A 16449-nucleotide genomic window follows, 5' to 3' on the forward strand; every position below is an offset into this window, starting at 1 on the left:
CAAACTGTTATCTTTATTTTGCGTTAGAATAGCGAACATAAAGTTCTTTTTAATGCGAGTTCGCTAATGGGTACATTAAAAGAGATAATTCACGCATTAATGCAACACGATTATATGGTGTTGGCTAATCCTAATGTGTTATGGGTTATCTATATTGTTCTTTTTGTTATTATTATGCTGGAAAATGGGGTGTTACCCGCAGCATTTTTACCAGGAGATACACTGCTTATTCTTTGCGGTGCCTTAATTGCAAAAGATGTTTTACACTTCTTTCCGACAATCATTATATTAGGTACTGCCGCCAGTATTGGGAGTTGGCTTGGTTTTTTACAAGGTCGCTGGTTAAGTGATACAAAAATAGTTAAACGTTGGATGGCTCAATTACCTGAGCAATATCACCATAAGGCAAATGATCTTTTCCATCGCCAAGGTTTGTATGCACTATTAATTGGTCGCTTTATCGGTTTTGTACGAACATTATTACCAACGTTAGCAGGCTTATCCGAATTGCAACAACGTCGCTTTCAAATATTTAACTGGTTAAGTGGCTTTTTGTGGGTGGGTATTATTGTGTCACTAGGTTATGTATTGAATTTAATTCCCTTTATTCAAAAGCATGAAACATTAGTGATGAATATTTTGATGACACTGCCTGTATTGCTCTTAAGCGCAGGTTTAATTGGCTCTATCGTAATGTATATTCGCCATCGTAAAAATAGCCCCAGTAATAAGTAATTCAAAAAAACGCCATTATTTTAAACATTATAATGGCGTTTTTAATCATCTAAGACTTCAAAAGTTCAGTTGTTCATTGTTTTATCTCCTAATCTATTAATATCTGACTAAAAATCCATTTATATTAATTACAATCATGGTCTTTTTACTCTATTTCTCTTTAAAGCTTAATCGCTTTTGAAGCAAGGAATGTAGGAATATAGCTATCAACAAGAAAACGAGCATGAGGGGCAAAATCTTCAACAAAATCTTGTAATAGAAAACCCGCAGCTAATTGTCCACCAATAAGATCCGTTAAAGAATGACCAAATACAAGCCCATCACCTTTGGCCACTTTTTCTTGCAGAATATCTGAAGGCAATGAATCTTGATCACTATACGGTAAGCGGTAAGTGGGTCTCATTAATCCCTGAGAACGTAATTGCGGATCTCTATCATCAACAAATACAACAGGATTATAAAAACTCGCCATCAAAACACCGCCTTTCTTCAAAACACGGTAGCACTCTTGCCAAACAGGATTTACATCTGGTACATATAAATTGGAAATAGGATGAAAAATAATATCAAAACTTTCATCAGTAAATGCTGTTAGATCTGCCATATCTCCTTGTACTGCTACCAAATCTAACTGATGCTTTTGCGCCAATTGGCTATCTTTACTTAATTGCCCTTCTGATAAATCAAATACTGTCACAATACCACCAGCCGCAGCTAAAATAGGCGCTTGTTGCCCACCCGCAGACGCTAAACAGAGTATTTTTTTACCTTTAATATCAGCTAGCCACTCACTCTTAACTGGGTTAGGCGTTAAATGAACTTTCCAGTCGCCTTGCTTTGCAGCGATAATTTCTTCATCGCTTACAGGCTTAGACCACTGATTTTCCATTGCAGCTTGTTTATCCCAATGTTCTTGGTTTAATGTTAAATAATGACTTTCCATATAACTCCTTATAAATTACAACACGATAGGACGTTGTAGTCATTAAGGCAGATAATTCACCTCTTAATTCTACAACCTTACAGTTATAGTTATGTCATGCTATTTCGTCTAGATACAATAAATAAATTTTTCCTGATTTATTGTCATCCCGCAGAACATCAATTTAAGGTGGAAACAACATGCAAAACTTTACTTATTACTCCCCTACTCGCCTTCATTTTGGTCAAGGTCAAATCGAAAAATTACGTTCTGAAATCGGAAAAAATGAAAGGATATTACTGACCTATGGTGGGGGTAGTATTAAACGTAATGGTGTATTAGACCAAATTTATACCGCACTTCCCGGCCATCAGATTCATGAATTCGGTGGTATTGAACCCAACCCTTCTTATGAAACATTGATGAAAGCCGTCTCTTATGCAAGATACCACGGTATCACGCATTTATTAGCCGTAGGGGGCGGATCGGTTATTGATGGGACAAAATTTATTGCAGCAGCTGTACCCTATCAAGGTGAGCCATGGGAAATTGTTACCAGTCGCGGTAAAGTCGTTGAAAAAGCCCTACCTTTAAGTTGCGTATTAACGCTTCCGGCAACTGGTACAGAAACAAACAGTTTTTCAGTTATCAGTAAAAAACAGACCATGGATAAACAAAGCTTTTCCAGCCCTTATGTCTACCCTCATTGTGCCATTTTAGATCCTACAACTACCTATTCTTTACCCCCAAGACAAACGGCTAATGGGGTTGTAGACGCTTTTATTCATATATTAGAGCAATATCTCACTTATCCTGTGAATGCTCGTGTACAAGATGAATATGCAGAGGGCCTTTTACGTATTTTAATTGATCAAGGACCAAAAGCGCTGACATCACCTACAGACTATGATATCCGTGCTAATATTATGTGGACAGCATCACAAGCCCTTAATGGCATCCTTGGTGTTGGTGTTCCTCAAGATTGGGCTACGCATGCATTAGGTCACGAACTCACAGCTTTACACGGGCTTGATCATGCACAAACTCTCGCCATCGTTTTACCTGCCCTATTAAATGAAAAACGACAGGCTAAATATGAAAAGTTAATCCAATATGCACAAAAAGTCTGGGGTATAAACCAAGGTTCTGACGCTTTTAAAATTGAAACTGCGATTAACGAAACTCGAAAATTCTTTGAATTAATGGGTCTTAGAACTCGACTGGCTGATTTCAAAATCAATGAAGAAGATATTCCCGCATTAGTGCGAAAATTGGAAGAGCATGGACAAACAGCGCTGGGCGAGCACCAAGATATCACGTTAGAAGTCAGCCAACGTATTTATACAGCGGCACTCTAAGGACTTTAATACGACTTTGGAGATATAAATGAATAAACCTAAACTAATCAAATTATCTGATGGCAACGCAATACCTCAATTAGGGCTTGGCGTTTGGCAAGCAGATAACCATCAAGTGGTTAAAGCTATTCACCACGCTCTTGATACAGGCTATCGTCTTTTTGATACTGCGGCAATTTATCACAATGAAGAAGGTGTAGGAAAAGCGCTAAAACAGACGACGGTTCCTCGTGATGAACTCTTTATCACAACAAAATTATGGAACAACGATCAAACCCATGCTCGTGGTGCTGTCTTAGAAAGTCTCCAGCGTTTACAACTTGATTATATTGACCTCTATTTAATACATTGGCCAGCACCATCACGTGAACTTTATGTTGAAACGTGGAAGCAAATGATCATCTTGCAAAAAGAAGGTTTGGTCAAAAGTATCGGTGTCTGTAATTTCAAAGAAGAGCACCTCGAACGTATCATTACTGAAACGGGCGTTACTCCTGTTATTAATCAAATTGAAATTCATCCATTAATGCAACAAGCACCATTAAGAGCATGGAATACGACTCACAATATTGTGACTGAATCCTGGAGCCCATTAGCCCAAGGCGGCGAGGGCGTATTTGATCAACCAATTATTCAAAAACTGGCTGAAAAATACCATAAAACACCCGCTCAAATTGTGTTACGTTGGCATTTAGATAGTGGACTGGTGGTTATTCCAAAATCTGTCACTCCTTCACGTATTGAAGAAAACTTTCACATTTTTGATTTTAAATTAGAAAAAGAGGAAGTTGCGGAAATAACAACACTTGAGCAGAAAAAACGTTTAGGACCTGATCCTGATGTTTTTGTTGATATCTAATATTAATTCACACGTTAAAAGTCAATAGTGTTATTTCCTATTGACTTTTTTCTTATTCAATTCGCTCATCCTCTATTCTTCCTTTTTTTGACGATATATTTTTATTTTTCTGAATGCATTTTTTTATACCTTTAGAAATTAATTAATTCAAGTTCACTTTCTGATATAAAAAAGATATATAAATACGAGAATCTCATCATTATTTGTAACGGTGAGTTTAAAAATGACAAAATTTAAAAGTGAGCTAACACCGCAACTTTCCTCCATTACAAAGAAAGTTGCTTGGTTTAATATTATAATTCAGTTAGCTTTTCCTATTTCAGCAACAATACCTGTCAATGTTTTTGCGGATGGGAATATACAAGAAAATCAACTCATTAATAAAGAAAATACGTATCAAGTTAAAGAAGGTGATACCCCTGAGTCTATTGCAAAGCAGTTTAATATAAAGCTATTTGAGTTAATTGAAATAAATCCTGATTATGTCTCTTTAGTCGGTAATTTAAAGATAAAAACAGGTATTACACTGAATATCCCTAGTAAATCTTTATTGACAAAAAAATGGTTAAATAATAACAATCAAGATAATCCTATTCCTTCAATAGACGGACAAGAACTCGCTCAAATTATTGTTGATAACTCATCTTTATTAAATAAAGAGACTGATGCAACACAATATGCAATTAGCCGAGTATCAAGTAAAGCCAATCAACAAATAGAACAATGGTTAAATCAATTTGGTCATGCTCGAGTATCATTATCCACAGATAAAGATTTTACGTTAGAAAATAGCTCGGCCGATTTATTAATTCCCATTTACGATCAAGAGAAAAATTTAGTTTTTACTCAAACAAGTTATCACCGTAAAGACTCACGTAGCCAATTCAACCAAGGAATTGGTTATCGTCATTTTACCGATAAATTTATGGTGGGACTTAATGCGTTTTATGACTACGACCTCAGCCGCTATCACAGCCGATTTGGTGTTGGTGCTGAAGTTTGGCGAGATTATTTTAAACTCAGCATGAACCACTACCATCGTTTATCCAATTGGCGCACTTCTGATGATGTCATGGATTATAACGAACGCCCTGCTAATGGTTGGGATATCAGAACAGAAGGCTATTTGCCAGCATATCCACAATTAGGTGCAAAGCTTATTTTTGAACAGTATTACGGCAAAGAAGTGGGTTTGTTTGGCAAAGATAATCGTCAAGAAAATCCTCACGCTTATACTGCTGGACTCACTTATACCCCCGTTCCTTTGCTCACTTTTGGTGCAGAACGTCGCTTTGGTTTAAACGACAATAGCGATAATCGCTTAGATATTAGCTTACAATATCACCTTGGTGAATCAATCTCATCACAGCTTAATCCTGATAATGTGCGAGCAATGCGTTTAATGTCGGGTAGCCGCTATGATTTTGTCGATAGAAATAACGATATTGTTTTGGAGTATCAAAAGAAAACGCTGGTTTTCCTCTCCATGGCACCTTCACTTTCGGGTTATGCCAATGAAGAAAAAGATCTCAATGTTCATGTTCACGCTAAATATCCCGTGAAAAATATTGAATGGTCTGCAAGTCGCTTAATCACCAATGGCGGTAAAATTAATCATAACGGTGGCTTTAATTATTCAGTTATTTTACCTCGCCATGTCACAGGTACTGAGCAACAAAATAGCTATACCATCAGTGCAATTGCTATTGATGAACAAGGTAATCGCTCTGATCCTGTACAAAGCAAAATTATAGTTTCTCAATCGGCAATTAATACGCAAAATAGCCAATTTACGCCTAAAATAAGCCAATTAGCTGCTGATGGGCACTCCACGCAATCATTACTGTTAACCGTACTGGATAACGATAAATTACCCGTTGATATTAATCTTAAAGAATTATCGCTAAACAGTGGATCAGATAACGCAATAAGCACCAGCCGAATTTCCGCTTTTACTCGTCTTGATGCAGGGAAATATCAGCTTACGATCACGGCAGGCAGTTCACCTGAAACGGTCACATTAACGCCGAAATTTAGAGATAATACCTTTAATTCGGCAAAGGTTGTTTTTATTGCTGATGATATTACTGCGCATATTGCCAAGGGTGAGTTAACAGTTGTTAAAGATAACGCCCCTGCTGATGGTAAAAGTCAAAATAAAATCCAAGCGATAGTCACTGATCTTAACCATAATCCAATTCCTCATTATCCCGTTAGCTTTAGTGCTGATAATGGTGCAACGATAATGCAACAAGGTGAGACTGACGCACAGGGTAAAATTATTGTTCCTATTACCAATACATTGCAAGGTCAAACAAACATTGAAGTCACAGTGAAAGATATTGCTTATGCGACGAAAGTTAATTTCATTGCTGATGTTAATACGGCAAAATTAGAGACTTTCACCATCACGCCTTATCGCTCCTTTGCCAATAATAGTGATGAAAAAACGTTGGCATTTAAAGTCCTTGATGCCAATAAAAACCCCGTTCCAGATATCACCATTCAATTAACTGCTGACAATAAAGCGCAACTAAAACAAACGACATTAACGACGGATAAACAAGGTCTTGCCTCTACCACAATGACCAGCAAAGTATCAGGAATTGTGACCGTTAGTGCTGAAGTTAATAACGTGGTTAGCCAAGAAAAAACACAATTTATTGCGGATATGTCAAATGGGAAAATCACGTCTATCACCGCATCTGCGCCACCTTATATTGCTGATGGTAAAACCCCAGTAACCTACACCGCTGTGGTAAAAGATAATAATAACAACCCATTAATCAACGCAAAAATTATTTGGTCAACTGATGGAGATCCTAATAGCGTAAAAATTGATGATATGTCTGTTACTGACGATCAAGGGATAGCGACGACGCAAATCACCAGCACCAAAGAGTTAGATGTAATAGTGACCGCCAGCATTAGCAACGATACTGTTGATGCTGCACCTATTCATTTTACTGCCGATATTCAACAAGCTCTTTTTGCTTCATTAACGATTGATAAAAACCAAATTACTGCCGATACCAAAGACAATGCATTACTCACAGCGGTTGTTACCGACAATTTAGGCAACCCGTTATCGGATATGTCAGTGCAATGGCAAGGCTCTCAAGGTGTAGTATTTAGTGCACCTCAGACACGAACTGATAAACAAGGACAAACTCAAACACGTATCACGACAAATCAAGCTGGTTTAACCACCATTAACGCCAAATTGGCAAATGGTAAAACAGCACAAGTTACCTTAATGGCCGTTGCTGATCATAACAGTGCAACTGTCACCATTACTCCACTGAATGGTAAAATCAGTGCAATTGCTGATGATAACGACACCCTGACATTTACGGCTCATGTTGTGGATTCACATCATAATCCATTAATGCAGCACCCTGTTTTTTGGCAGGCAACACACAATACATTAAGCAAAAACTTAGTTAAAACTGATAATAACGGCGACGTTAATATCGAATTAAAAGGAACACAAGCACTACCAACAACACTCACCGCAACGCTGTTAAATAAACAACAAGCGTCATTAGATGTTATCTTCACACCGGGTAATGCTGCCAGTGCACACAGCAGCATGATACTCAATCCACAATCGATTATTGCGGATGGTAAATCGGTTTCTGCTGCCACTATTACGTTAAAAGATAAATTTGATAACCCTGTGCCTCAGCAAGCAAAAACACTGTTATTAACTGGGGATAACAACACCATTCAATTTAGTTCTATCAAAGAAATTGCCAAAGGAATTTATCAACTCAATATCAGTGGTAAACAAGAAGGAATAAGCACCATCAGTGCGCAATATCAGCAAAGCAATACCAAATTTACCTTAACTCAACCATTAGGTTTTGTTGCTGATACCCAAAATGCCGTGATTAAAAGTGTCACAGTTATCAAACCTTATGAAGTCATTGCTAACGGTCATGATAAAGTTACACTTCGCGCAGAAATAGTTGATAAGCAAGGGAATCCAAGCATGGCAAATGTTGCTGTCGGTTGGATAAGTCCATTAGGCACATTCTCTTCCCCTCTCAGCAAAACTAATGCGCAAGGTATTGCCGAAACCACCATTTCCAGTACACAAGCGGGTGTAACACAAGTCAGTGCACTGTTAGACAGTCAGCAATCTTTAGATGCAGACCATATTATTACCTTTAATACTGATGTTATTTCTGCGGATCAATCTCAGTTATCGCTCACTCCTGATAGCATTGTTTCCACAGTAACAAAAGCCACATTGACACTCACATTAAAAGATAAAAATGGGAATTTACTCAAAGGATTAGCAAGTAAAATTAATGCTCGTTACAGTACGGATCTCACGTTTACAATCTCTCCTTTTACTGAAACGGATAAAGGTATTTATCAAGCACAAATTGGCGCGATAAAAGCAGGACAGACGGTCATCAGTGCCGAAGTCAACGCAGTCACTTTAACGCAAACCGCACCATTAACTGTCTTACCTAATGGACAAACGGCAAAAGTCAGCAAATTTGTGATCAGTGATAGAACACCTCATGCAGGAGATACCATCACCTATGATGCTTACTTAATTGATGCCAATGACAACCCTATTATTGCGGGTATGCCTGTCACATGGACAACAAACAAAGACAGTTTATTAGCTACACCGCTCACTTTTACGGATAGCAAAGGTGTAACACAAGCTAAATTAACCCGAGATCCAGCTGGTGTTGCCAAAGTCAGTGTTGTATTAAGCACAGGTACTTATCCTGCTGATGATGTTAATTTTATCGCCGATGATGTTGACGAAAATCGCTCAGAAATTGGTTTATTGCCTTCAAGTATTATTGCTAATGGTAAAGATAGCGCGATACTTTCATTAACGATTCGTGATAAAGGAGGCAATATTCTGCCAGATCAAACTGTTGAAGGTATTTCAGCTAACCCAACCTTGCAATTTAGCACAGCAAAACAGGTGTCCCCTGGTCATTATGAAATCACCGTCACAGGGACTCAATCAGGCACCACACAACTCACTGTTAAAGTGAATGGGGTAGAATTTAAAAAACAAAAAACCTTACAACTGCGTGCCGATCCAGCAACATGGCAAGTTAAAGCTGTTGATGTTGATAGAACAACTATAATTGCCGGTGACAAAGGCGTTAATTACCAAGCTACCATTGTCGATGCCAATGACAATATATTGCCGAATGTTATCGTCTCGTGGAAATTACAAGGCTTGGCGGATGATTATGACTTTAGTACCTATACCGATGCAAAAGGTGTCGCAAGAACGAAAGTCACAAGTCATGTTGCAGGCACATTAAAAATGAGTGCTTACCTTGATTTAAATAATCATAAACCTATTCATGATGTGGTTGTCACACCAGCTGATATTGACGCCAATAAATCAACCTTTAGCAGTAGCCGTCAATCTATTGGTGGAAATGATAAAGATAGCGCCTTACTCTCTGTTAAATTAATAGATAAATATGATAACGCCATTGAGGGTAAAAAAGTGTCGATTACCGCCACCAGTGGCACACCTCACTTTAGCGATAATCCGTTAAAACCCGTGGGAAATGGAGAATATCAAACCAACCTTACGTCGAATGTCAAAACAGATATCGTATTAACGGCAAATTCAGAGGGGATAACGCTTGCCAAACCTATCACCATTAAAGTGACTATTCCTAAACCTGAGATTATTTTTGATAAGCCTATTCAGCAAGAAACCTATGCTTCTGCACCCATTAACGCATTAGGTTATACAGGTGTTCCAAATAACATTCATGTGATGTGGTCTAGTTCTGATCCTTCAGTAGCCTCAATTGATACTCTTAACGGTGAAGTATCGATGAAAAAAGCAGGAACTACGATTATTACGTTACAAACGGCGGGTAATGACCAATATCAACCAGCTCAAAGCAGCTATCCTTTGGTGATTGAAAAAGCGAAACCAAATCTAAAACTAACGTCCCCACTCTCTATACAATCAACATGGAATGATGGGATAACGTATAATGTTAGCGTTACTTTTGGTAATGCTGATGCAAAAAATATTCCTTTAAATTATGTAAGTGATGACCAACACGTAGTGACTATTGATACACAAGGTACTATTACGGAAGTCAAACCAGGTAAAACCAAAATACGTATAAACAGTGATGCCACCGAACAATTTTTAGCAGATACCGTGACCGTTGACTATCAACAAGATAAAGGAACACTGTCCATTCAATTTGCATCAAAAAACATGATTTTATATGAAAATGATACCAATATTAAAGTTCAACAACCCATATCCCCTTTACCTAAAGAGGCGCAAGGTGTTTGGTCAGCAAAAGATCCTAGTATTGTTTCGATAAAAGAAGATGGAACCATTGTTAAAGTCAGCTCAGGTAGCACAGAGATTACATTAACATCAAAAGAAAATGACTATTTCTATGAATCAGAAGGGTATTATTTTGTTAATGTAAGAAAATTGCCTCATGTCACAATTAATTATGTCTCACGAAGAGTGGATAATAATAATAAAGCTCAAATTGTTCCCAATACCAATACACCAATAAGTTGGACACCGGTTTATGAGGATGATGCATTAACTTTTTCTTGGATACCGCCTAAAACATCCGGAATGGAATATGCAGTTAACTTTGAATTATGGGACGGTAACAAGAAAACCAGCAAAATATCTGAAAATTCAGCAAGCGAAATCTCTTCGGGGAAAACAATCACAACGCTATTAACGATGGAAAAAAATTCATTACAAAGCACTGATCTTAAAATCAAAGTTATTGTATTTGATCTTGCTGATAACAATAAAGAATACCCTACTTTCTACCCTTTAGATGTTAAAGCAATCTCTCCTAAATATATGGATTTTACATTAGCTGGAAAAATCTTATTTATTGAAACAAGTAATAATGGCACACACACTAATTCGTGCCGAACATTACCAACAGATACAATGACACATGTTATGGCTGCTCCTGTTACCTCGGTAGGGATATATACTAATAACTTATTATACCCTATAACAATTTCTCATAAACTCATTAATATTCAAGGTGATGCGAGTCGTAGTGAAGTCGATTATCATGATAAACACGAGTATAATACTTCAATTCAAAATTATTCTTTCAATGATACGTTTCCTTCATTAGCGATGAAAGAAAATTGTTTTCAACCTCTAGCAGGTTATCCTGATTCAGGCTCAGCGACATTAATCACAAATATCACGATCAATGGAGTAACAAAAGAATATCAACAAACAGTTCAATGGGACGGCTCAGGTGATCCAAATAAAAATAATGTCAGCACTATTTATAATAAAGCAGTAAATTAAAAAATGACTGATTAATATAAAACCCCCGTAAAGTTTACTTTTTACGGGGGTTTTTTAATCATCAATACTTTTATCTTTTCTAATGTTAAGAAATCGACACTTTCTCTTGGTATTTTACATTCATCAACGTCACTATCAATGCACAAACCGCAATTATAGCTGCCAAACCAAATCCACCACGATACCCTATTGTTGCCGTTAAACTCACTAACATCATTGCACACGCCATTTCACCAATATCACGCATACTTTGTACCGCGGTCATATCAGTACCGGCTTGATTATCGGTTGACGCAAAACGCATACCTGCGGTCATAATAGCCACAGAAGTGATCCCTGATGATAAAGAGCCTAATACAATACACACAGCAACTATTGTAAGATTGATAGAGCCTATTGATTGTGAAAGCCATAATAATGAGGAACCTAAAGCACACAGTAATCCGACAGAAAAAGCGCGCCACACACCAATTTTATTAATTAACCAAGCACCACCGCCACAACCGAAGAAAAGGGTTACCATGCCACCCATCATGCCCATTTTCCCAATCTCTGCTAAAGACCAACCACTGTCACTTAAAAAGAGCTTTGCTAAACCAAAGCCCGAAACTGCGGTTACTGCTGAAAGCAATGTCAGTGTTAATAGTCTTACCGCTCCTTTTCTCTGTACCGTTTTTAATAGGCTTGCATTAGGTGAATCATCATTTTCACCCTCATCATATTTTGCTTTTTGACGAAATAACGTAATAAAAAATAAACTGATAGCGGGCACTAAGGCAAATAACAATAATGCGGTATGCTGGCCTAATTTATCAGTGAGGATCATCATACCTGCTCCGCCTAAGAAAAAGCCGCCCATCACGCCTGCAATTTGAACTGCATTTATTTTCGATAATAACGTGCCACTCGCATGCTCAGCGGCCATACCATCTGTTGCAATATCCTGTGTAGCACTGGCTAATGAAGCGATAGCTAATAAAGTGACCCCCCATTTTGCTGTTTCGATAGAAATACCAAGGATTGCTAATAATAATAAACAGAACGTCACAATGATCTGCATGGGTATAATCCAGCTACGGCGACGACCTAAAGATTTAAACCAATAATTATCAACCACTGGCGCCCATAAAAATTTTAATACCCATGGCAACCCAACTAATGGAATAAATGCGATTGCACTTAAAGCCGAACCTTCTTGACGTAATAATGTAGGCAATGCATCCATCGCAATTCCCATCGGAATACCTTGTGCTAAATAAAGTAAACCTAGCGTTATCACTAATTGTCGATGTTTTAATAATTCTTGCATAACAGACTCCAATTACTGTCTTTTTAGTAGAAAAAGACCTATCAAAAAATAAAAAATAGCACTGATCAACAAGGCACAACTTATCCACCACAAAGCAGCATGGGTTATAAATAAGTGACTAAAGACACTGATAAATAAAACCACACTACTGATAGTTAAAATAAGAAAAGTAAGTTGGATCACTTGCGGATAAAAAAAATAAAAAAGAAGCGTTATCAACCAAACACCAAAAAAAGGCAGTATCGGTGATAACGCGGAGAAAATAGCGAAAGGAAGTAAACATGTACTGGCAAAAATTAATCCAGAACAACTCCCTAACACTAAACGGGAACTGATATTAATAGGCTTTTTTAATGCCCAAATTACTAATCCACTAAAGGTCAATACACAGGCCATCATTCCCATTAGGCAATGAAGTACCGATAAACTAAAGTTTGCTGAACCTGCCCATAAATATTGGCCATAATGCAAAGGTTGAACAGCAATAAAAGCACGTGTCCAAAATTGCTGAGACACGGAACTTTTTTCCGCAATCCAATGGTTATCTAAGCCAGAAAAAAATAACTGCTCAAAATTAGCGGTGCTGGGTAAATATAAATGAATACCACTCACCGTAATTTGCTGTTCAGTATTACTTCTATTTTTCCAATTAATAGTTTCAGGAATAAAGTCTGGTTTTTCTTGTGAAAGTTGAATTAATAATGAGCTAGGAGAAGATGCAATAAGCTCAGATGAAACAGGCGTTGATTGTCCCATTAATTTCATCATGACTTGTACTGGAGCATCTGGCTCTACATATTTTGCGAGCATTAATGTACCAAATGCCCCTAATCCTGATAATGCTCCAGTTAATGCAAACATTACTAACCAAGGATAACTCCATAATCCAATTACATTATGTAAATCAAAGAAAAATAGCCTACGCCCTTGATTAAAACGGAGTCGAAATAGTTGATAAACTTTACGGTGATGAATAACAATGCCAGTTATTAGTAATAGCGCAAACACAAAACCAAACAAACTAATAAATAACCGCCCAGAAAAACCCATAAATAGATTTTTATGTAAATTAACAATAGGAGAGATAACTTCTCTTACCGTAATTTCTTCACCCGTTTGTGCATTTAATTGCAGTGAACAATCCCCCATTCCTTGGCAGAAAGTAATAATTGGATGGTCTATAGAGGGTAATTTCACACTATTGAAACCGTTTTTACCTAATAGATATTCGCCTTTTGCTAATAACTGTTCTAATGGCAATAACTCTCTATCTAACGGCTTAAATTGAGTCCATAAATTTAAATTTTCATGTGCTAATGACCATGTTCCTGTCAATAGAATAATAAATAATAGAATACCAAACAAAGAACCCACTTGGTGATGAAGTTGTAAAAATTGGCGCTTTAATATTGCTTTCATACGATAAATTCCATCAATATTAAAGGTAATGGCCACCAGCTCCATGCGCGCCAAAATACCTGTTTTCCATTTAGTGAGAATAAGCTAAAACAGAGCAATCCACATAAACAGACAACGGGTAAAAAGACGGCTGCATATAGGCGATTAAGGGGATCAGTGCTGGGATAAAATGTTGCTATCAGTAATGACAGCGTAATACTCCCTATTACGCTACCTAAAACAGCACAACTGATCAGCAGTGCTTTTTGCATTAGAAATCAGCCTTGATATTCAACATAACGTTACGAGGTTCGCCGTAACGGTTATTCCATTGAGGTGAGAAAAGGCTTGAGTAATAACGTTTATCAAAGATGTTATTAATATTTAATGCAGCAGACCAATGTTCATTAATTTGGTAACCTAAACGCGAATTGAATACCGCATAGCCACCTTGGCGTAACGTAACTTCACCGTTTGTTTTGCTATATTCACTTTGCGCTTGAATACCACCACCCACACTCCACTTACGCGCATCCCAAGGTAACTGATAATTTGTCCACACTCTTACCATGTGGCGAGGCACTAATGAGTTAAAGCTATTTCCTTTATTCAAGGTATCTTCTTTATATTCTGTATCGGTATAGGTATAACCGACCGAGAGATCCCAAAATGGCGATAAGTACCCCATTCCTTCAATATCAAAACCTTGACTAACAACTTTGCCACCACTAATAAAATAGGTATTAAAACCACCGCCAGGATGTACCGGGTCTTCTTGTGGATTATTTTTCATGTCGATCCGGAAAACAGCGGCTGATACATTAAGCCCACCGTTCATCAACGCTCCTTTGATCCCGGTTTCAACTGTTTGTCCTTCCACTGGTTTCAACATGTCACCACTCCAGGTTTTCCCCGTTTGTGGTTGATAAACCGTAGAATAACTGCTGTACCATGACCATTGAGGTGCAAAGTCCCAAATCAAACCACCATAAGGGGTGATTTTTCCATTTTCAGTAAACTTAGCTTGGGGTTTTTTCACTTCCCACCAGCTCGCTCTCGCCCCTGCAATCAATGTTACTGGCTCAATAAGCTTGATCCGCCCCATTCCATAGACTCCAGTTTGTTCCGTTTTTGTCGCGCCTTGAGAGGAATAACCCGTTATTTGTGGTTTCGGTACACTATGAGGATCCCAACGATAAATATTTACAGGAACATTGAGAGGATCTTTAAATTGCCCAGTGTGCTGTTCTTCACTGGCTTTTGAGTAGCTCATTCCCACTATCAGATCATGTTGTAAGCCCCAACCATTAAGTTTTCCTGTGACGTTGGTATCAAGACTGGTTTGATAGTTATGAAACTTGTATGCTCCTCCCATTAGCATGGCACCATCACCGGTTTCAGGATCAATATTTCCCCATGCCCCTGCATACAACAAACGCGCTTTAGCATATTGATAATCGCCGTTGATTTTAAACAACCAATCATCATTAATTTGATGTTCAATTCCGGTAAATAACCGAGTGGTATCCCATTTAAAGCGATCCCAATCAGCATCTAAATAAGTTTTACGAGGAAGGTGTAAATCGCTACCATCTTTTCCCATTGGCACACCTGCCATATTGGTGATGGAGTCTATTGTTTGATATTGAATACCAGTACGTAATAGTGTGTTAGTCGTTAAGTCCGCATCCACTGTGGCATAAATCAAACGCGTCTTTTGATCTGAAATATCATAGAAAAAATCTTTATCTTCCCATGCCATTACGACACGACCGCGCACACTACCTTCTTGATTTAGACGTCCGCCCACATCGACTTCACCGCGATAACGGTTCCAACTCCCAGCCGTAAATGTTGCTTTTAATTGTGAGTCTAAAGGCGCATGTTTACGTACCATATTGACAGTTGCCGCAGGATTTCCCATTCCATGCATCAATCCGTTAGAGCCTTTTAAGATCTCTACACGCTCATACACTGCCATATCTTGTGGCGAACTTGCCATGTTTCCCATTAATGCGGGAACACCATCAAGTTCAAAGGCGTTAATTTGAAAACCACGTGCGTAATAAGCCGTTGTTAATAAAACAAAAGGTGCGCTAGTAACCCCATTAGCACGAGTCATCACTTCATCAAGAGTATTTAGGTTTTGATTTTCTATCTGTTCTCTATCTATCACAGAGACAGTTTGTGGGATCTCTCTAGGTTTAAGCGCCATTTTACTTAATGTACTAACACCAGGAGCAAGGTTATCTCGGTTTTGTGCTACGCTTTCAGTCACAACCAAAACATCGACTGCTTTATTATTTTCTGTTGCTGTATTTGCGATGGCAGAAAGTGAAAATAAAGCGGTAGAACACAAAATAGCACATTGTGTTAATGCCAATTTATTTTGTGTACGTTGATTTAATACTGGCGATAATTTCTGTGTTTTATCTAAGCCAGCTAAAGAAGAAATGTAAACCATATTCATCCCAAAACATTCAAATGATAATGGTTATCACTCTACCAATTTTAGGATTACGGTATTTTAGATTGCCA

General features: G+C 37.9%; 9 protein-coding genes. 4 read left to right on the top strand and 5 right to left on the bottom strand.

What is annotated here, in order from left to right; all coding sequences use genetic code 11:
• Nucleotides 1–66: 66 nt before the first annotated feature.
• Nucleotides 67–735: a DedA family protein gene (locus tag ABN080_RS08135; RefSeq protein ID WP_340895121.1), complete on the top strand. Its 669-nt coding sequence runs from the start codon at nt 67–69 to the stop codon at nt 733–735.
• A 160-nt stretch (nt 736–895) separates the two neighbouring features.
• Here the strand turns inward: ABN080_RS08135 and ABN080_RS08140 are convergent, their stop codons facing one another.
• Nucleotides 896–1678, bottom strand: a complete 783-nt coding sequence (locus ABN080_RS08140) for a class I SAM-dependent methyltransferase (protein WP_349440798.1) — start codon at nt 1676–1678, stop codon at nt 896–898.
• A gap of 179 nt (nt 1679–1857) precedes the next feature.
• On the opposite strand from ABN080_RS08140, the gene ABN080_RS08145 reads away from it, so the two are divergent.
• From ABN080_RS08145 to ABN080_RS08155, 3 genes are all read left to right on the top strand, one after another.
• Nucleotides 1858–3015, top strand: a complete 1158-nt coding sequence (locus tag ABN080_RS08145; protein WP_196553515.1) for an iron-containing alcohol dehydrogenase — start codon at nt 1858–1860, stop codon at nt 3013–3015.
• 28 nt (nt 3016–3043) lie between these two features.
• Nucleotides 3044–3874 carry a 2,5-didehydrogluconate reductase DkgA gene (dkgA, locus tag ABN080_RS08150; RefSeq protein WP_196553514.1) on the top strand — a complete coding sequence of 277 codons (831 nt, stop codon included), beginning with the start codon at nt 3044–3046 and terminating at the stop codon, nt 3872–3874.
• 223 nt (nt 3875–4097) lie between these two features.
• A complete protein-coding gene (locus ABN080_RS08155) occupies nt 4098–11204 on the top strand; it encodes an Ig-like domain-containing protein (protein WP_349440799.1) in 7107 nt (2368 codons plus the stop codon).
• Nucleotides 11205–11289: 85 nt separating this feature from the next.
• On the opposite strand, the gene ABN080_RS08160 is transcribed toward ABN080_RS08155, so the two are convergent.
• The 4 genes from ABN080_RS08160 to ABN080_RS08175 are packed head-to-tail and all read right to left on the bottom strand — an operon-like array spanning nt 11290 to nt 16375.
• Nucleotides 11290–12513, bottom strand: a complete 1224-nt coding sequence (locus tag ABN080_RS08160; RefSeq protein WP_349440800.1) for a RhtX/FptX family siderophore transporter — start codon at nt 12511–12513, stop codon at nt 11290–11292.
• Nucleotides 12514–12525: 12 nt separating this feature from the next.
• Complete coding sequence (locus ABN080_RS08165; protein ID WP_349440801.1) at nt 12526–13932, bottom strand: PepSY-associated TM helix domain-containing protein; 1407 nt, start codon at nt 13930–13932, stop codon at nt 12526–12528.
• Nucleotides 13929–14183: a hypothetical protein gene (locus tag ABN080_RS08170; RefSeq protein ID WP_072069454.1), complete on the bottom strand. Its 255-nt coding sequence runs from the start codon at nt 14181–14183 to the stop codon at nt 13929–13931. The genes ABN080_RS08165 and ABN080_RS08170 overlap by 4 nt, the downstream gene beginning before the upstream one ends.
• Entirely contained in the window at nt 14183–16375 is a 2193-nt protein-coding gene (locus ABN080_RS08175) for a TonB-dependent siderophore receptor (RefSeq protein WP_349440802.1), read from the bottom strand. Before ABN080_RS08175 ends, ABN080_RS08170 begins: the two co-directional genes overlap by 1 nt.
• Nucleotides 16376–16449 lie beyond the last annotated feature (74 nt).

Source organism: Proteus sp. fly-1089 (genome assembly GCF_040138965.1).
Classification (GTDB): Bacteria; Pseudomonadota; Gammaproteobacteria; order Enterobacterales; family Enterobacteriaceae; genus Proteus; species Proteus vulgaris_B.

Excerpts from the sequence above, each read along its gene's own strand:
- ABN080_RS08155 (WP_349440799.1), top strand. The coding sequence starts at position 4,098 with ATGACAAAATTTAAAAGTGAGCTAACACCGCAACTTTCCTCCATTACA.
- ABN080_RS08170 (WP_072069454.1), bottom strand. The coding sequence starts at position 14,183 with ATGCAAAAAGCACTGCTGATCAGTTGTGCTGTTTTAGGTAGCGTAATA.
- ABN080_RS08145 (WP_196553515.1), top strand. The coding sequence starts at position 1,858 with ATGCAAAACTTTACTTATTACTCCCCTACTCGCCTTCATTTTGGTCAA.
- dkgA (WP_196553514.1), top strand. The coding sequence starts at position 3,044 with ATGAATAAACCTAAACTAATCAAATTATCTGATGGCAACGCAATACCT.
- ABN080_RS08175 (WP_349440802.1), bottom strand. The coding sequence starts at position 16,375 with ATGGTTTACATTTCTTCTTTAGCTGGCTTAGATAAAACACAGAAATTA.
- ABN080_RS08135 (WP_340895121.1), top strand. The coding sequence starts at position 67 with ATGGGTACATTAAAAGAGATAATTCACGCATTAATGCAACACGATTAT.
- ABN080_RS08140 (WP_349440798.1), bottom strand. The coding sequence starts at position 1,678 with ATGGAAAGTCATTATTTAACATTAAACCAAGAACATTGGGATAAACAA.
- ABN080_RS08160 (WP_349440800.1), bottom strand. The coding sequence starts at position 12,513 with ATGCAAGAATTATTAAAACATCGACAATTAGTGATAACGCTAGGTTTA.
- ABN080_RS08165 (WP_349440801.1), bottom strand. The coding sequence starts at position 13,932 with ATGAAAGCAATATTAAAGCGCCAATTTTTACAACTTCATCACCAAGTG.